Consider the following 17,603-nt stretch of genomic DNA (forward strand, 5'->3'; position numbering starts at 1 on the left):
CTGCGCGCCTCGCCGCGATCGCGCACCGACTCGTTAAGGTGGTTCCGTCCATGTCGCGCGCTCAGTGGCGTCCGGCATGAGTGATCTTCCCCCCGTGTGCCGACATCGACGCCCGGGAGAGAAGTCATGGTCCGCAGGCCCGTCCTTGCCGCCGGATGCGTTCCGGTGATCGTCGCGCTCGCCCTCGGGGCCGTTCCGGCCCGCGCCGACCGGCCCGGCGGAGTCGTCCTCGCCCCGGCGGCCGCTCCGGCCGCTGCGGCCGTTTCGGCCGTCAAACCGCCGCCGGGCATGCTGGAGGCCATCGAGCAGGACCTGAACATGAGCAGGGAGGAGGCCGAGACCCGTCTGATCAACGAGAACCGGCTGCTCGCGGTCGCGGCCCGGCTGAGGGAGAGGCTCGGCGTCCGCTTCGGCGGTGCCTGGCTGCGCACCAAGACCGCGCACACCCTGGTGGTGGCCACCACCAGCGCCGCCGACATCCCCCAGATCATCGTCGAGGGCGCCCAGGCCGAGGTCGTCCCGCGTTCGCTGGCACAGCTGGTGGCGATCAGGAAGAAGCTGGACGCCGCCCTGCCCCCGGATCCGCTGATCTCCAGCGTGCGCTACGTCGACGTCAAGCGCAACAAGGTGATCGTCCTGGCCCCCACCCCCCAGCGGGTCGAGATCTTCGTGCAGAAGGCCGGCGTGAACCGGGCGGCGGTGACCGTGCTGCCCTCCGTCGAGGTCCCCCTGCCCCTGAGCGCCCCCGCATACGAGCTGGTGGGCGGCGCCGCCTACTACGTCGGCCCGGTCAACCGCTGCTCGGTCGGCTTCTCGGTGCTCAAGGGCACCCGGCCCGGTTTCGTCAGTGCCGGCCACTGCGGCAGGCAGGGGGACGTCACCACGGGCTTCAACCGCGTCGCCCAGGGCGTCTTCCAGGCTTCGACGTTCCCCGGCAGCGACCACGCCTGGATCACCGTCAACGAATCCTGGAGGACGATCCCCGCGGTGGACAGCGGCGCGGGCTCCACCGTGCCCGTCTCCGGTGCCCGGCCGGCGGTCGAGGGCGCCTCGGTCTGCCAGTCCGGCTCCACCACCGACTGGCAGTGCGGCCGTCTCCAGCAGCTCAGCGCCAGCGTCACCTACCCCGGGGGCGTCGTCAGCGAGCTGACCCGTACCAGCATCTGCGCCGAACCCGGCGACTCGGGCGGCCCGATCATCTCCATCGACCAGGCGCAGGGCGTCACCTCCGGAGGCTCGGGCGACTGCGCCTCGGGCGGGACCACCTACTTCCAGCCGATCGCCGCGATCCTCACCGCCTACGGCCTGACCCTGAAGACCACCGAGGACGACCTGCTGCCCGGGGCCTCCCGGACCTGCACGGGGTACCCGCGGCAGGTGACCGGCACCCTGGTCAAGGGACAGGACGACTACCAGCCGGCCGAACCGTACCGCTCGGCCGTCGCGGGCCTGCACGTCGGGTGCGTGGACGGCCCGGAGGGTGCCGACTTCGACCTGTACCTGGAGAAGTGGACGGGCCTGAAGTGGCTGACCGTGGTACCCGGTGACAGGGTGACCTCCGACGAGATGGTCAGCCACCAGGGCACGCCCGGCTCCTACCGCTACCGGATCACCGCCACGGTCGGCTCCGGTCCCTACGTCCTGGGATTCACGGCGCCCTGAGCCTCCGGCTCCGCGGGTGCCGCCGGTGGTGCCGGTGCCGCCGGTGGTGCCGGTGGCGCGGTCTCGCGGCCCGTCCCGGCGTCACACGGGATTCCCCGGACCGTCACGGCCGACCTATACTCGCCTCGACGACTCATGACGACATACGCCGACTCCTCACCGGACGCCTTCGCGAAGCTGCCCGACGTGTTCAGGGCGCTCGCCAATCCCGTGCGGCTCCAGGTGCTCCAGTGGTTGCGCGACCCCGAGCGTCATTTCCCGGTGGAGGGCGCGGTCGCGGACGAGGTCGGCGTGTGCGTGAGCCACATCCAGGCCAAGACCGGGCTCGCGCAGTCGACCGTCTCCGCCTACATGGCCGAGCTGCAGCGTGCCGGGCTGGTCCGCTCCACCCGCGTCGGGAAGTGGACGCACTACCGGCGCGACGAGGAGCGCATCGCCAGGCTCGTCGACGAGCTCGGACGCTCGCTCTAGCGGCATGTGACCCGCGGGGGAGACCCCGGTCCGGCCGGACCCGACTTGCTTCATATCGACATTATGCGATACTTCGATTCACTTGGAGATCACGAGAGACGGTCCCGGACCGTCGTCCGGGAGGGGAACATGGGCGCGATCGAGGGGATGGACCTGGGCCGTTTCGGGGTCTGGACGTTCGACTTCGAGGACCAGCCGGCGAGCATGATGCGGGACTCCGTCCAGGAGCTGGAGGAGCTCGGCTGGCGGGCGTTCTGGATCCCGGAGCGCGACGGGCGCGAGGCGATGACGCACGCCGGGTTCCTGCTGTCCTGCACCGAGCGCATGACCGTCGTCAACGGCATCGCGCAGATCTGGTCCCGGGGGGCGCGGTGGACCCGGGGCGCGGCGACGCTCCTGGCCGACGCCTACCTCGACCGCCACCTGCTCGGCCTCGGCTTCGGGGGCGAGCGCCCCGGGGTCACCAGCCCGCTGCGGGCGATGGGCGAGTACCTGGACGAGATGGACGCGGCGACGAGCGCCAACCCCGCGCCGCGGGCACCGATGCGGCGCCTGCTGGCGGCGTACGGGCCGAAGATGCTCGAACTCGCCCGCGACCGGGCCGAGGGCGCCCACACCTACCACGTGACGGTGGAGCACACCGCGCGGGCGCGCCAGGTGCTGGGGGAGGGCCCGTTCCTCGGCGTCGAGCACGCGGTGCTCTTCGAGACCGACCCGGCCAGGGCGCGCGAGATCGCACGCGAGCACCTGCACGTCTACTTCGGCACGACGTACAACATCGCCAAGTTCCTCCGCCTGGGCTACACCGAGGCGGACATCGACGGCGGCCGGGGCAGCGACCGGCTCGTCGACGACCTCGTGTTCTGGGGGGACCTCGACACGATCGCCCGCAGGCTGCACGGCCACCTCGACGCCGGGGCCGACCACGTCGGCGTCCAGGTCATCGGCGTCGAGCCCGGCCGGTCGGCCATGCCGCAGTGGCGGCTGCTCGCCGAGGCGCTGCGGCCCGGACCGGCCGCGGGGTAGGGGCGACGGCCCGCCCGGAGTCCGGGCCCACCCGGCTCCGGGCGTCCGGGGCCGCGGCCGGTCCCGCCTCCCCGGCGAGTCGGCCGCGCGAGCCTGTGAGGTCACGGCCCGGGATGGAACAATCGCCGTATGCCACGCTTCACATGTCTCACCGTCGAGGAAGCACGGACCCTGAGCCGTAACCAGCTCCTTCCCCGCATCGAGGACGAGCAGAAGTACTGGTACGGGCGGATGAACCGCGGGGAGATGCGCGTCGGCGACGACGAGGCGTTCAAGACCTTCAACCGGATCCTGCACGTCGTCACCGGCCCCGGCCGTTCCGCCGCCGACGCCGCCGACGCAGGGTCACTGCTCGACGACGACCCCCGCGACCGGGACCACTGGACGAAGCCGCTCGGCGAGCTCGGCGACCTGTAGACGGAACGCCGGAAAGCCGGAAAGCCGGAAAGCCGGAACGGCCGCGGGCCCGGCAAGGTCCCTAGAGTCCCTCAGGCCCCCTGGGGATGACGCCGGTGGAGCAGGCAGAACTCGTTGCCCTCGGGGTCGGCCAGCACGACGAAGCCCTCCTCGCCCGTCTGGCCGACGTCGACGCGGGTGGCGCCCAGCCCGACCAGCCGCTCGACCTCGGCCTGCACGTCGCCTCCGTCGGGGACGTGCAGGTCGGGGTGGTTGCGGTTCTTGTCGCGCTTGGGGGCGTCCGTCTGCTGGAGCCAGACGGTGAGCGAGCCGCGCGGCGCGTCCGCCGGAGGCCACAGGTGCGGGCTCTCACCGTCGTGCTCGATCTCGTACCCCAGCGCCGCCGACCAGAACGCCGCCATCCTCCGGCTGTCGTGCACGTCGAGTGTCCACTGCGCGAACCGGCTCGTCACGTGTCTCCTCCTCGTGGTCCCTGCTGATCCCTCGTGTTCCCCCGCAGTCCGGCCTACCCGGAGGCGCCGGAGATATCTGCGCGCCCGGCGCCCAGGGCGGCCACCGCGGCGGCCAGCTCGGCGCGGAGCTCCCGTCCCCGGGTGGTGAGGGTGCCGATCGCGGCGATGCGGTCCTGGCCGGACCGCCGGGCCTTGAGACGGTCGGCGGCCGAGCGGGCCGAGGCGGACCTCAGCTCGGCGCGCCTGGTCTCCAGCTCCTTGCGCCGCCGGGCCAGGCTCTCGTCCGCGGTCTGCTCGACGCCCACCCGCCAGGTCGCCACCATGCGCTCCAGGTCGAGCGTCATCTCCCGGGCGACCACCGAGAACTGGTCGCGCAGCGCCCCCCTGATCGCGGCCTGGCTGCGCTGCACCTTCTCCATCGAGCGGCGTCCCATGAAGATGGCCGCCCCGATGGCCGGGGCGACCAGGACGAAGCCCACCGGGCCGAGCAGCGCCGTGGCGAAGCCGCCCAGCGAGAGGCCGATCGAGGCCGAGGGCAGCACGTCCCGGATCAGGTCCACGTCGCCCGCGTCGTCGGCCGCCAGGTCGCCCCTCACCTGGACCTGCGACAGGCCCGGCATCGCACGTCCCCTTCCGGCCAGGTCGACCGGGTCCATGCCGAGGTCGCGGGCGAAGGCGTCCAGGGTGGTCCTGGCCAGCCTCTCCACGTCGTGGACGATCTGCGACCAGGCGGCCTCCAGGGAACGCTGGACGCTCTCGGGCAGCTCCGCCATGTACCGGTCGATCTGGTCCTGCTTCTTCAGCGTGGCGATCGTGTTCTCGTACGGCCGGCGGATCTCGGCGACCCGCGCGGCCACGATGCCCGCGACCTCGCGTCCGAGGAAGGTGTTGGCCACCGCGCCCGCCCTGCGGCGGCCGGAGAGCTCGGCCAGCTCGACCAGCCCGGCGTCCACCTCCGCCAGGCGCGCGGCCACGTCGCCCTCGTCGTCGGAGCCCGCGGCGACGTCGTCCCCGGCGCCGGTCGCCAGCGTGCCCAGCACCGACAGGGCGGCGGCGACCACCGTGGCACCGCGCGCGGAGTCCCTGCCTTCGGCGAAGCCGCGCAGGTGGCGTTCGAGCGCGTCCATCCCGCTGCGCGCCCGCAGCGAGTCCGCCCGTTCGGCGCGTCCCTCGCGCCGCTTGGCCTCGGCGGCCTCGGCCAGCTTCGCGCTCACCGGGAACCAGGGCGCCTCCAGCAGCGGCGCCAGCGTCGCCGCCCTTCCGGGATCGGCCGCGATCGCCTCGGTGACGAACGTCCTCAGCCGCGTCCTGTTCTCCTCCATCAGGCTCCGCCAGTTGGCCGAGTCCTCCACCTTGGTCAGCACGAACGCGATCGCCTGCACCCGCTCGGCCGCCTCGGCGAGGAACTCCAGCTCGTGCCGGAGCACCGGCTGGTCCTGGGCGCTGAGCGTGAACAGCAGCGCGTCGGCCCGCTGCAGCATGGCCACGGTCACCTGCCGGTGCCCCACCGTCAGGCTGTCCACGCCCGGGGTGTCGAGCAGCCGCAGGCCGTCCAGGAGGGGGGAGTCCACGGTGACGTCGACGCTGACGACGTCGCGGCGCCTGCCCGCGTCGCCGCGCATCGAGGCGTGGTCGGGGATCGACTCGACGGTGATCGGCGTCCGGACCGGGCCCGCGCCGGTGCTGCGGTGCACGACCGCGGTCAGGCGGGGGCCGCGCCGCAGCGACAGGAAGCAGTTCGTGGCGACGTCGGCGTCGACGGGCAGCAGGTCGGGGTGGCCGACCAGGGTGTTGAGCAGGCGGCTCTTGCCGCGTTTCTGCGCACCGGCGACCACGACGTCGGTGCACTCGTCCTGCCAGCGGCCCGCGCAGGCGGCCAGCACCTCCGCCAGGTCCGGCCTGCCGCACCGCCCGGCCAGCGCGTGGACCTCGTTGGCGTAGCGCAGCAGCCGGGCCACCGGGCCGTTCGGGTCGGGGCTCGTCATCGGACACCTCCAGCGTGAGGGGGCGGGACCTCGGTCCCGGGGAAGGGCGGCGGGCCGCGGGGTGGGGTCGCGGGGCCGGGGGAGCGGCGGCCGGGCGGGCGCGTCCCGGGGACGGCGGCTCAGGAACCGGTCCCGTAGCGCGACCAGATGGTCTCGTACGCCTCGCAGAGGGTCTCCGCCGCGCGTCGCTGCCGCAGCGGGAGCGGCCGGTGGGTGAGGATCCGGAACCGGGCGCCCAGGGCCGCGGCGTGACCGGCGACCTCGACGGGCGGCGCGCCGGGCGGTGCGCCGAGCTGGGTGGCCAGCTCGGTCCCGGTGACCAGGAGCTCCAGTGCCCGCCGGTCGTCGGCCGGGACCAGGGGGGAGGCGCGCAACGCCTCGATCGCGGCCGGGTCCACCCGGACCGCCGGAAGCGGCCCGCCGTTCCCGGGTCCGCCACCGGGGCCGTTCCCGGGGAGGCCGTCGGCGTCGTCGGCGCCGTCGGCGCGCTCCCGCTCGTCCAGCGCCGCCGCGACCATGTCCTCCAGCACGGTCAGCACGTCCCGGGCCCGCTGCCCGCCGGTGCGGCCCTCGCTCATCATGGCGAGCGTGCGCCAGCGCATCGCCGCCGCCGTGGCCGCGGCGGCGATCTCGTCCGGGGACGCCTCGGCGGGCAGGCCGAGCCGCCCGGCGGGCTCGTCGTGACGGGCCAGGCGGAGCAGCTCGCCGGTCATCTCCTCGTTCAGGACCAGCGTCCCGCGGCCGAGCGCCTCGGCGGCGGTGAAGATCCGCAGGCCGCCCAGGGCGGTCGCGATCGGGCGGTTCTCGTCGAGCTGGGCCGCCAGCGCGTCCAGGGTGACGCGGTCGGACCCCAGTGCGGGCGTCCGGGCGATCGCGCGCAGCCGGGTCAGCGCGTCGAGCGCCTTGAGCTGGTCGGCGCGGCGGGCGAAGTGGGCCAGGCCCGCGGCCACGGAACCGGTCGCGGCCCGTCCGGCCGAGGCGTACCCCGAGCGCTCCAGCAGCAGCGTGGTGAGCGCCCCGGGATCGGCGGTCCCGGCCTCGCGCACCGCCCGCACCGCGACGGTGAGGCCGTAGCGGTGCAGCCGCTCGACCAGCCGGTGCCGCACCCTCGCCGGTACGGGCAGCTCGGGCGCCGTGCGGAAGTCCTCCAGGTCCAGCAGGTGGTCCTCCAGGTCGTCCTCGTCCATCGCGGCCAGCGCCTCCAGCGCGGCCGTCTCCTCGGCGTCCAGCGGCCGGGCCCGCGCGGTCTCGGCCAGCAGGCCGATCACCGGGACCACGTCGAAGACCGAGGTGCGCAGGTCCCGGTACCCCTGGGCGGCCAGCCTCCTGGCGGTCGGCCAGGGGTCGTCCTCGTCGCCGCGCCGGTCGACCTGGCCGAGCACGGCCAGGGTGTTGACGCAGCTCATGCCGGAGGCGTCGGTCAGCGCGCGGAACTCCGCCAGGGTGGCGTCGTCGAACCTCTGCACGTAGCGGAGCACGTAGATCATCGCCTGCGCGCGGTCGTCCTCGTCACCGGAGCCGAACAGCATGCTCCTGGCCGCCCGCTCGTTGGCCGCCGTCACCGTGTTCATGCCCGGGGTGTCGACGACGGTGACCGTGCGCAGCGAGGGCAGGTCGAGCGCGACCCGCAGCCTCCGGATCCGGGACACCTCGACGCCGAGGTCGGCGGGGAGACGATGGCCGGACAGCAGCCGGGAGTGGGCCACACCGCCGTCGGTGAGCTCGATCGTGATGCGGCCGTCGTCCTCGCCGTACTCGTACCGGGTGACCACGAACGTGCACTCGCCGGCGTCCACCGGTGCGACGGGCAGCCCGAGCAGCGCGTTCACCAGCGTGGACTTGCCGCTGCTGACCGCGCCCGCCACCGCGACCCGTAGCGGCGCGTCCAGGCCGGCGCGCACCTGCGCCACCCGCTCGCGCAGGTGCGAGCCGGCCAGCCGGGCCGCGGTGGTGTCGCACAGGCGGCGCAGCAGCTCCGCGGGCCCGGTCCTCATGGTGTCTCCATAATCAGCCTGAATCCAGGATTGTTACGGTCCAATATCATGACGCGGTACTTCGCGCCCTATGTCATGGGACGTGGTGTCATTAGCTGATTTTTCGCCCGGTGAGAAGGGACGACCGGATGACGACCGTGGCGCCGGGCGCCACCGTGGCCGACGACCTCCCCGCCGGGACATGGACCGGAGCGGGGAGCGGGACATGGACCGGAGCGGGGAGCGGCGCGGTGGCCGGGGCCGAGGAGGTCCTGCTGCTCGTCCGCGCGAGGGCGGGTGACGAGGGCGCCTTCCGCGCGCTCTGGGACACGGCCCAGCGCCAGGCGTCCGGCCTCTGCCACCAGCTGACCGGCAACCGGGCCGACGCGCTCGACGCGCTCCAGGAGACGCAGTTCGCGGCCTGGCGCGGCCTCGCGGCCTTCGAGGGCAGGTCGTCCTTCCGCTCCTGGGTGATGGTCATCGCGCGCAACGCCGCGTACACGGTGGTGCGGCGCCGCTGTCCCGCCGGGGTGGTCTTCGCCGAGGTGGACGAGGCGTCGGCCGTCACCGAGCCCTTCGAGGACTCCGTGGCCCGGCTGGCGGACCTGCGCCGGGCGATGGACGCGCTGCCGCCCTCCCAGCGCCAGGTGCTGCTGCTGTGGGCGGGCGGCCTCACCTACGAGCAGGTGGCGGTCTCGCTCGGCGTGCCGCTCAACACGGTACGGGTCTGGATCCACCGGGGCAGGCGGCGGCTGCGGGCCGGGCTCACCGACGGCTGACCACCCCTCCGGCCCGCCCGGGACGGGACGGCTCACCGCTCCGCCCCCGTGGAGGGCGGGGAGAGCGGGGCCGGGCGGCTCCGGTGCCACAGGTACGGGCCCGCGGCCACGGCGGCCGGCACGACCACCACCGCCACGGGCGTCAGCGGCAGCGGGAGCGGCAGGGCGAGGAGCGCGCCTCGGTCCCTCATCGGTCGCCTTCCTGGTCGACGGCCCGCGTGACCCCGGTCCGGGTTCCCCCCTCGGTGCGGGTCGGGCGGGCTCACGCCGGTTCGCGTGATCGGACGGTCGGGTCAGACGGCCGGGAAGGGGCCCGCGGTCTCGGTGTAGTCGGAGACGCCGTCGCCGTTCAGGTCGACCCGCGTCTCGTCGACGTAGCCGTCACCGTCGTTGTCGAGGTAGACGACGTCGGTGACGCCGTCGCCGTCGGTGTCGTAGCGCTCCTCGTCGGCGAGACCGTCCCCGTTGACGTCGATCAGCTGGGCATCGGTGCCCCCGTCGCCGTCATAGTCGATGAAGTCCGTGGTCACGTCGAAATCGCTCATTGGTCCGTCCCTTTCCGGTGGTGTTCCACCGGATGAGAGTCGCGATCGCCCCGGATTGTTGCGGCCGTCCGCCGACTTTTCCGCATGATTTTTCCGAAGGCCGGTCCTGCCGGTCCCCCCGGCCGGGGGAGACCGGCCCTCCCGGCCGCGTGACCGCCCGCGGGCCGCCCCGGACGGCTCAGCTGAGCGCGCGGGCGGTGTGGATCAGGGGCACGTGGCTGAACGCCTGCGGGAAGTTGCCCACCAGCCGCCTGTAACGGGGGTCGTACTCCTCGGCCAGCAGGCCCACGTCGTTGCGCAGCGCGAGCAGGCGCTCGAACAGCTCGACGGCCTCGTCCTTGCGGCCGATCATCGCCAGCGCCTCGGCCAGCCAGAAGCTGCACGCCAGGAACGCGCCCTCGCCGCCGGGCAGGCCGTCCACGTCGTTGTCGGGGGAGACCGGGTAGCGCAGCACGAAGCCGTCGACCATCAGCTCGCGCTGGATCGCCTCCACCGTCCCGACCACGCGCGGGTCCTCCGGGGGCAGGAAACCGACGATGGGGATCAGCAGCAGCGCCGCGTCCAGCTCCTGCGAGCCGTACGACTGGGTGAAGGTGCCGCGTACCGGGTCGAAGCCCTTGTCGCAGATCTCGGCGTGGATCCGGTCGCGCAGCTCCTTCCAGTGCTTCAGCGGGCCGGGCTTGCCGAACGCCTCCACCTGCCGGACGGCCCGGTCCAGGGCGACCCAGCACATGACCTTGGAGTGCACGAAGTGCCGGCGCGGCCCGCGGACCTCCCACAGCCCCTCGTCCGGGTCCCCCCAGTGCTGCTCGACGTAGGAGATCAGCTCGAACTGCAGGGTCCACGCCCGCTGGTCGGCCTCCAGCCCGGAGACGCGGGACAGGTGCAGGGAGTTCATCACCTCGCCGTAGACGTCCAGCTGGAGCTGCTCCACGGCGCCGTTGCCGATCCTGACCGGCCGGGAGTTCTCGTACCCGGGCAGCCAGTCGAGCTCCAGCTCCGTCAGCCGCCGCTCCCCGGCGACGCCGTACATGATCTGCAGGTCCTGGGCGCGGCCGGCGATGGCCCGCAGCAGCCACGAGCGCCAGGCGCGGGCCTCGTCGAGGTACCCGGCGCCGATGAGCGCGTCCAGGGTCATGGTGGCGTCGCGCAGCCAGCAGTAGCGGTAGTCCCAGTTGCGGACGCCGCCGATGTCCTCGGGCAGCGAGGTGGTGGGGGCGGCGACGATGCCGCCGGTGGGGGCGTAGGTGAGCGCCTTGAGCGTGATGAGCGAACGGACCACGGCGTCCCGCCACGGCCCCCGGTAGGTGCACTTCTCCACCCACTCGGCCCACAGCGCCTCGGTCTCGGCGAGCTGGTGGTGCGGGTCGATCTCGTCGGGCCGGGGCTCGTGCGAGGGGTGCCAGGTGAAGACGAAGGCCATGCTGTCCCCCTCCGACACCGTGAACGTGGCGTGGTGGGCGTAGTCGCCGCCCTCCAGCGGGACGGGGGAGTGCAACCAGACCGAGTCGGGCCCGCCGACGGCCTGCAGGATGTCCCCGTCACGGCGCACCCAGGGCACGATCCGGCCGTAGTCGAAGCGGATGCGGATCTCGGTGGCCATCTCCACCGCCCCCGACACGCCCTCGACGATCCGTACCAGATCGGGGTTGGTGTGACGGGTGGGCATGAAGTCGGTCACCCGGACGGTGCCGGTCGGGGTGTCCCACTCGCTCTCCAGGACGAGGGTCTCCCCCCGGTAGCGCCGCCGGGTGGCGCGCGGGCGCTCGGCGTGCGCCGGCCCGATCCACCACTGCCCGTTCTTCTTGTCGCCCAGCAGCGCCCCGAAGCACGAGGGCGAGTCGAACCGCGGCAGGCAGAGCCAGTCGATGGAGCCGTTCCGGCCGACCAGGGCGGCCGACTGCATGTCGCCGATGAGCGCGTAGTCCTCGATCCACATGCCTCGACGCTAGTGCCTCACCCGAGGTGCGCGCTCCCCCCGGAGGGGCGTCAGGGGGACGCGACGGCCCGTTCCGCCGGATGCTCGCGCATCATCGCGTGCAGCCGGCCGGCGAACGCCAGCAGCACCAGCGACGCCACGATGGCGATGCCCGCCAGCGTGAGGAAGTACGCGGGCTCGGACATGTACCGTCTCAGCCGCCAGGTCTGCCCGCCCACCGCGTCGCCCACCGAGAACGAGATGAACCACAGTCCCAGCATCTGGCTCTTGAACGCCTCGGGGGCGAGCTTGGTGGTGACCGAGAGCCCGACCGGGCTCAGCGCCAGCTCCCCGAAGACCTGGACGAAGTAGACCAGCACCAGCCACCACACCGAGATCCTGCCGCCCAGGGCCAGCCGCGCGGCCAGGGCCATGAGCACGAAGCTCACCCCGTTGAGGAACAGGCCCGCGGCGAACTTCTGCGGGGCGCTCACCCGGTTGCCCAGCCTGACCCACAGGGCCGCGAAGACCGGCACCAGGAGCATGATGAAGAACGGGTTGAACGCCTGGGTGGTCGCGGGGGTGATCCGCAGGCCGAACAGCGACAGGTCCGTCCTGTTCTGCGCGAAGAACAGCAGCACGGTCGGCGCCAGGTCGTAGATCATCCAGAAGATCGCGGAGGCGATGAAGAGCCAGACGTAGGCCTTCACCCGCGAGCGCTCGTCGCCGGTCAGGTTGTGGCTGCCGAGCAGCACGTAGCCGAAGTACAGCACCGGAACGGCCACGATGAACAGCGTCATCACCAGCGCGAAGGCGTCCAGCGTGAACGTGCCGGACGCCACCCAGGCGGCCAGCGCGCCGGCGACCACCACGACGGCGACGGCGACGGCGATCAGGAAGTGCCCGCGCTCGGCCGAGGTCATCCGGTGCCCCGGCCGCTCGCCCACCCCCCGCAGGTGGCGCCCGCCCAGCACGTACTGCGCCAGGCCGAGCGCCATCCCGACCGCCGCCGCGCCGAAGCCCAGGTGCCAGCGGTCCCCCGAGGCCAGCCAGCCGACGACCAGGGGGGCGACGAAGGCTCCGATGTTGATGCTGAGGTAGAAGATCGAGAAGCCCGCGTCCCTGCGCCCGTCCTCGTCCGGCGGGTACAGCCTGCCGACCATCGTGGAGACGTTCGGCTTGAGCAGGCCCGTCCCGACGATGATCAGCAGCAGCCCGAGCACCACGAAGACGCCGCCCCGCACCGGGACGGCCATGCTGATGTGACCGAACATGATCACAAAACCGCCCCAGAGCACCGCCCTGCGGGCCCCGAGCACCCGGTCGGCGATCCAGCCGCCGGGCAGGGCGACCAGGTAGATGAGGGCGCCGTAGATGCCGATGACCGCCTGCGCGGTCTGCTCGCTCAGGCCCAGGCCACCGGTCGCGGGGGAGGCGGCCATGAAGGTCGCGAGGATGGCCCGCAGCCCGTACCAGCTGAAGCGCTCCCACAGCTCGGTGCCGAACAAGGTGGCGAGGCCGCGCGGATGCCCGAAGAAGGTCCTCTCGCGAGCCGGTCCCTGCGATGACATGCGCCCCCCTGACGATGTGTGATCGAATGGACACTCTACGTACGAGATCCGGCGACACGCGGGCGCGGCCGGGCACGGTGGCGTTTCTTCTCCCTTTCAGGGGCTTGTCCGGAGGGAACGGCGTGTGGTGCGATGCATGCCACTTGCGCAAGCGAACACTTTCTGGAGGAGCGCCATGGCCGGTGTCCTTGATGAGCGCGCGGAGATCGAGCGGGAGATCGCGGGCCGCACGGTCTGCGATCAGCTGAAGGAGGCCGCCGACGGCAATCCCGACGCCCCCGCCTACTCTGACCCGGTCGAGGGGGGCTGGTCGACGCTGACCTACTCGCAGGCGCGGCAGCGGGTCCTGGAGATCGCCGCGGGATTCGCCGCCCTCGGGCTGGAGCCCGGCGAGGCCGTCGCGCTCATGATGGTCAACCGCAGCGAGCACGTGCTGGCGGACCTGGGCGCGGTGCACGCCGGCGCGGTGTCCTGCTCGGTCTACTCGACGTTCGCCCCCGAGCAGGTCGCCTTCGTCGCCTCCGACGTGCAGGCCAGGGTCGCGGTGCTCGGCGGCCCGGCCGAGCTGTCCAGGTGGGAGCCGGTCCTCGGCGACCTCCCCGAGCTGCGCACGATCATCATGCTGGACGGCGCCCCGGCCGGTGACCGCTTCATGAGCTGGGACGACTTCCTGGCCCTGGGCCGCGAGCGGCTCGCCGCCGACCCCGGGGCCGTCGACGCCCGCTGGCGGGCGGTGAACGCCGACGACGTCCTCACCGTGCTCTACACCTCCGGCACCACCGGCAACCCCAAGGGCGTGCCGCTGACCCACGCCAACGTGTTCTTCGAGGTCGTGGCCACCAACCGGATGGCCGACCTGCCGGTTCGGGGCACCCAGATCTCCTACCTGACCTACGCGCACATCGCCGAGCGGGTGCTCAGCCTCTACCTGCCGCTGTTCAAGTTCTCGCACACCCACTTCTGCACCGACCTCGCCCAGCTCGGCGCCACCCTCGGGCAGGTCAAGCCGGTGCTGTTCTTCGGCGTCCCGCGGGTGTGGGAGAAGATGATGGCCCGCCTGCAGGCGCTGCTGGCCACCCAGTCCGAGGAGCAGCAGGAGAACGTGCGCGCGGCCATGGCCGCGGGACTGGCCTACGTCGAGGCCAACCAGTACGGGCGCACCCCCTCGCCCGAGGTGACGGCCGCCTACGAGCAGGCCGACGCCTCCCTGCTGGCGATCATCCGGTCGATGATCGGCTTCGAGAACGCCGGCTGGCTCGCCACCGCGGCCGCCCCCATGCCGCTGGAGGTGCAGCGCTTCTTCGCCGGTCTCGGCCTGCGGATCCTGGACGTGTACGGCATGACCGAGACCACCGGCGCGTTCACCGCCAACGCCCCCGAGCGCTTCAAGCTCGGCACGGTCGGCCAGGCAGGGCCGGGCGTCGAGGTCCGCATCGCCGAGGACGGCGAGATCCTCACCCGCAGCCCGGCCAACACCCGCGGCTACCTGCGCCGTCCCGAGGCCACCGCCGAGCTGATCGACGCCGACGGCTGGCTGCACACCGGCGACGTGGGCTCCATCGACGAGGACGGCTTCGTCAGCATCGTCGACCGGAAGAAGGAGCTCATCATCACCGCCGGGGGCGAGAACATCTCCCCGGCCAACATCGAGAACTACCTCAAGGAGCACCCGCTCATCGGCCAGGCCCTCGCCTACGGCGACGGCAGGCCGTACCCGGTGGCGATCCTCACCCTCGACGGCGAGGTGGCCCCCGGCTGGGCCCAGGCGAACGGCATCACCTTCACCACCCTGGCGGACCTGGCCGAGCACCCCGACGTGCTCAAGGCCGTCGAGGGCGCGATCGCCGTCGCCAACGAGAAGCTGGCCCGCGTCCAGCAGATCAAGCGCTGGCGGCTGCTGCCGGTGGAGTGGACGGCCGAGACCGCCGAGCTCACCCCGAGCCTGAAGCTCAAGCGCCGGGTCATCCACGCCAAGTACGCCGAGATCATCGACGAGATGTACCGCGACTGACCGCGGCCCGCCGCGCGCCACCCCCGTGAAGGGGCCCGCCCGCGAGGGGTGGCGCGTGGCGGGGGCGGGGACAGGGGACGCCGGGCGGGGCGCCGTTTTGCCCAACGGGGCGTGTGTCCTCTACCCCCCTGTTACCGCCGTCCTCCTAGCGTCGTGATCATGACGATCAGAGTTCTTCTCGCCTCCCTCGCGGCGGGGGCCGCGGCCCTGCCGGCCGGGGCCGTGCCCCCGGCGCCCCCGGCGCCCCCGGCTTCCCAGGCTTCCCCGGCTTCCCAGGCATCTCCGGCCCTGACCGGCGCCCCGGCCGCCGCCGTCGAGGACCTGACGATCCGCTCGGTGACCCTGCGCCCCCCGGCCCCGGTGGTCGGCCCCGCCGACTCGGTGCGCATGGTGGTGGAGGTGGTGGCCCGGGGCGTCGCCGGCCCCGAGGGAGTGACGATCAAGGTCGAGCCGGGCCTGCCGCCCGGCTCGGTGGACACCTTCTTCCCCCTCACCGCTCCCCACCGGCAGGCCCGTCCCGGCAAAACCCCCGCGCCCCGCCCGGGAGGCGGCCCCGGCGGCGCGCCCGGTCCCGCACCCCGGCCGGGCCACGGTCACGGTCACGGTCACGGTCACGGCCATGACCGGGGCCCGGCCCTCGCGCCCGGTCCGGCACCCGTCCGGCCCGCCCCCGCGCGCCTGGCCCCCGCCCGTCCCGGCACGGGGACCGGCGCGCCCGCGCCCGGTGAGGGCTGGGAGACCTGGCGCTTCGTACCGGAGAAGAGCCTGAGCCGCTGGTACCCGGCCGGGCCCTGGACGGTCACGGTCAACGCCGGCGCCGCCGACGGCACCCGGCTCACCGGCTACCGGGGATTCCTGCTGAAGCGCCTGACCAGGTTCGGCGGGGTCCAGGTGGCCAGGCAGGGACCGGCCGTGCGGGTGACGGGCGTGCTGAACCGGGTCGATCCGCAGGGGGACCTCGACTACGCGCCCTTCCCCGGCCAGCCCGTCGAGATCCTGCACCGGCCGGGACGGGAGCACGACTGGACGACGGTGGCCGAGGTGATGACCGACGACCACGGGCGCCTCGCCCGGACCGTGCAGGGCCGCACCGGCGGCGAGTGGCGGCTCCGGTTCGAGGGGACGAGCCGCTACGCCCCCAGGGTGGGCGTCGTCCACCGGGTGGCCGCGGGATAGCGTCAGGCCAGCGCGTGGACCGCGGCGCCGAACAGCGCGGGCATCCGCCGGGCGGCCGGGACGATCAGCCGTCCCGCCGTCCGGTAACGGCGGGTGCCCACCAGCGCTCCGGTGAGCATCCGGTGCCGCCGGGACAGGCGCCGCCAGGCCGGCTCGTACGCCTCCGGGGTGCCCGCCCGCAGGCAGTCCACCAGCAGCCGCGCGGACGTCAGCGCGAGCGACACCCCCTCACCGGTGAGCGCGTCGACGTACCCCGCCGCGTCGCCGACCAGCAGCACCCGCCCGGCGACCCGGGAACGCACCCGCTGGCGCAGCGGCCCCGCGCCGCGCACCGGGGTCGCCGCCGGGCCGTCCAGCCGTTCCAGCAGCGCGGGGAAGTCCGCCAGATGCTCGGGGTAGCCGCGCCGCCGCGAGCTCAGCACCGCGACGCCCACCAGGTTCTCGCCCACCGGCGTCACGTACGCCTCGCCGTCGGCCGCCCAGTGCACCTCGACGAAGTCCGTCCACGGGGCGATCGGGTAGTGCCTGCGCAACCCGTACCTGCGCGGCCCGTGAAAGGGCAGCTCCAGGCCCAGCCGGGCGCGCAGCGGGGAGTGCAGGCCGTCGGCGGCCACCATCCAGCGGGCCCGCAGCCCCGCGGCCTCGACCAGGTCGCCGTCCTGCCGTACGTCCTCCACCCTGCCGCGCACGACCCGCACGCCCAGCTCCCGCGCCCGCAGGGCCAGCCCGGCGTGCAGCGTGGTCCGCCGCACGCCCAGGCCGAACCCGTCGCGGAACTCGGCCTCGACCGCGTGACGCCGGTCGAGGTAGCGGATGCCGCGCAGCGGCCTGCCCTCGGCCAGCACGCCCAGCTCCCGCAGGGCCGCGGCGCCGCTGGGCATCAGCCCCTCGCCGCACGCCTTGTCCACCGGTACGGGCCTGGGCTCGACGACCACCGCCTCCATCCCGGCCATGGTCGCGTGGATGGCGGTGGCCAGCCCGGCCGGTCCGCCGCCCGCGATCAGGACGTCGATCACCCGGTTTCCCGCCCGCCGGCCGGTGCCGACGTGCCGGGCGACGCGCCCGATGACGCGCCGGCCGGCGGGCCCGCCGACGCGGCCAGGGCCTCCTCCTCGCAGCGGATCCGCACCACCATCAGCGCGGCGTTGAGCACGGTGAAGGCCAGCGCGGTGATCCACGCGCCGTGCACCAGGGGCAGCGCGGCGCCCTCCACGGCGACCGCGACGTAGTTGGGGTGGCGCAGCCAGCGCAGCCGGTAGGGGCCGCGCTCCACCAGCGGCATCCCGGGGACCACGACCACCTGGGTGTTCCACTGCGGCCCCAGCGCGGTGATGCACCACCAGCGCAGTCCCTGCGCGGCCACCACCAGGGCGAACATCGGCCAGCCGAGCGCCGGGACGAAGGGCCGGTCGGCCAGCCCCGCCTCCAGCAGGCATCCGGCCAGCAGGCCGGTGTGCAGGGCGACCATCCACGGATAGTGGCCCCGCCCGTAGGTCACTCCGCCGCGCTCCGCGCTCCAGCGCGAGTTGCGCCGGGCCACGACCAGTTCGGCGACGCGCTCCAGCCCGACGAGCAGCAGGAGCAGCAGGTACCAGGACGACAGATGCCAGGACATCG

Annotated in this window: 16 protein-coding genes; 7 read left to right on the top strand and 9 right to left on the bottom strand. The window is 73.5% G+C overall.

Annotated elements, in window-relative coordinates:
* The first annotated feature begins 126 nt into the window (after positions 1–126).
* The 4 genes from ACIBCT_RS14580 to ACIBCT_RS14595 all read left to right on the top strand — a co-directional run bounded on the left by ACIBCT_RS14580 (position 127) and on the right by ACIBCT_RS14595 (position 3,576).
* On the top strand, positions 127–1,662 hold the full coding sequence (locus tag ACIBCT_RS14580; protein WP_399188493.1) for a S1 family peptidase: 1,536 nt from the start codon (positions 127–129) through the stop codon (positions 1,660–1,662).
* 135 nt (positions 1,663–1,797) lie between these two features.
* Positions 1,798–2,133, top strand: a complete 336-nt coding sequence (locus ACIBCT_RS14585; protein ID WP_399188495.1) for an ArsR/SmtB family transcription factor — start codon at positions 1,798–1,800, stop codon at positions 2,131–2,133.
* Positions 2,134–2,262: 129 nt separating this feature from the next.
* Positions 2,263–3,159, top strand: coding sequence for a TIGR03620 family F420-dependent LLM class oxidoreductase (locus ACIBCT_RS14590; protein ID WP_399188497.1), 897 nt, complete (start codon positions 2,263–2,265; stop codon positions 3,157–3,159).
* 129 nt (positions 3,160–3,288) lie between these two features.
* Complete coding sequence (locus ACIBCT_RS14595) at positions 3,289–3,576, top strand: hypothetical protein (protein WP_399188499.1); 288 nt, start codon at positions 3,289–3,291, stop codon at positions 3,574–3,576.
* A 71-nt stretch (positions 3,577–3,647) separates the two neighbouring features.
* Here the strand turns inward: ACIBCT_RS14595 and ACIBCT_RS14600 are convergent, their stop codons facing one another.
* The 3 genes from ACIBCT_RS14600 to ACIBCT_RS14610 all read right to left on the bottom strand — a co-directional run bounded on the left by ACIBCT_RS14600 (position 3,648) and on the right by ACIBCT_RS14610 (position 8,007).
* Positions 3,648–4,028 (bottom strand): VOC family protein, encoded by a 381-nt coding sequence (locus ACIBCT_RS14600; RefSeq protein WP_344903251.1) that lies wholly within the window; start codon positions 4,026–4,028, stop codon positions 3,648–3,650.
* Between the two features lie 53 nt (positions 4,029–4,081).
* Positions 4,082–6,013, bottom strand: a complete 1,932-nt coding sequence (locus ACIBCT_RS14605; RefSeq protein ID WP_399188501.1) for a dynamin family protein — start codon at positions 6,011–6,013, stop codon at positions 4,082–4,084.
* 119 nt (positions 6,014–6,132) lie between these two features.
* Positions 6,133–8,007, bottom strand: coding sequence for a dynamin family protein (locus ACIBCT_RS14610; RefSeq protein WP_399188503.1), 1,875 nt, complete (start codon positions 8,005–8,007; stop codon positions 6,133–6,135).
* A gap of 128 nt (positions 8,008–8,135) precedes the next feature.
* Here ACIBCT_RS14610 and ACIBCT_RS14615 point away from each other — a divergent pair, with 128 nt between their 5' ends.
* Positions 8,136–8,765: an RNA polymerase sigma factor gene (locus ACIBCT_RS14615; protein ID WP_399188506.1), complete on the top strand. Its 630-nt coding sequence runs from the start codon at positions 8,136–8,138 to the stop codon at positions 8,763–8,765.
* Positions 8,766–8,797: 32 nt separating this feature from the next.
* Here ACIBCT_RS14615 and ACIBCT_RS14620 read toward each other — a convergent pair whose 3' ends face one another.
* The 4 genes from ACIBCT_RS14620 to ACIBCT_RS14635 form a co-directional block, all read right to left on the bottom strand.
* Entirely contained in the window at positions 8,798–8,956 is a 159-nt protein-coding gene (locus ACIBCT_RS14620) for a hypothetical protein (RefSeq protein ID WP_399188509.1), read from the bottom strand.
* Positions 8,957–9,058: 102 nt separating this feature from the next.
* Entirely contained in the window at positions 9,059–9,310 is a 252-nt protein-coding gene (locus tag ACIBCT_RS14625) for a hypothetical protein (RefSeq protein ID WP_344903238.1), read from the bottom strand.
* Between the two features lie 178 nt (positions 9,311–9,488).
* Positions 9,489–11,249, bottom strand: a complete 1,761-nt coding sequence (locus ACIBCT_RS14630; RefSeq protein ID WP_399188511.1) for a glycoside hydrolase family 15 protein — start codon at positions 11,247–11,249, stop codon at positions 9,489–9,491.
* 50 nt (positions 11,250–11,299) lie between these two features.
* Complete coding sequence (locus ACIBCT_RS14635; RefSeq protein ID WP_399188513.1) at positions 11,300–12,799, bottom strand: peptide MFS transporter; 1,500 nt, start codon at positions 12,797–12,799, stop codon at positions 11,300–11,302.
* 175 nt (positions 12,800–12,974) lie between these two features.
* On the opposite strand from ACIBCT_RS14635, the gene ACIBCT_RS14640 reads away from it, so the two are divergent.
* Both ACIBCT_RS14640 and ACIBCT_RS14645 read left to right on the top strand, forming a co-directional pair.
* Positions 12,975–14,810, top strand: coding sequence for an AMP-dependent synthetase/ligase (locus tag ACIBCT_RS14640; protein ID WP_399188515.1), 1,836 nt, complete (start codon positions 12,975–12,977; stop codon positions 14,808–14,810).
* Between the two features lie 159 nt (positions 14,811–14,969).
* On the top strand, positions 14,970–15,986 hold the full coding sequence (locus ACIBCT_RS14645) for a hypothetical protein (protein WP_399188517.1): 1,017 nt from the start codon (positions 14,970–14,972) through the stop codon (positions 15,984–15,986).
* Positions 15,987–15,988: 2 nt separating this feature from the next.
* Here ACIBCT_RS14645 and ACIBCT_RS14650 read toward each other — a convergent pair whose 3' ends face one another.
* Both ACIBCT_RS14650 and ACIBCT_RS14655 read right to left on the bottom strand, forming a co-directional pair.
* On the bottom strand, positions 15,989–17,002 hold the full coding sequence (locus ACIBCT_RS14650; protein WP_399188518.1) for an NAD(P)/FAD-dependent oxidoreductase: 1,014 nt from the start codon (positions 17,000–17,002) through the stop codon (positions 15,989–15,991).
* Positions 16,999–17,601, bottom strand: a complete 603-nt coding sequence (locus ACIBCT_RS14655) for an isoprenylcysteine carboxyl methyltransferase family protein (RefSeq protein WP_399188520.1) — start codon at positions 17,599–17,601, stop codon at positions 16,999–17,001. Before ACIBCT_RS14655 ends, ACIBCT_RS14650 begins: the two co-directional genes overlap by 4 nt.
* Positions 17,602–17,603 lie beyond the last annotated feature (2 nt).

Source organism: Streptosporangium sp. NPDC050855, from assembly GCF_044456585.1.
Taxonomy (GTDB): Bacteria; Actinomycetota; Actinomycetes; order Streptosporangiales; family Streptosporangiaceae; genus Streptosporangium; species Streptosporangium longisporum.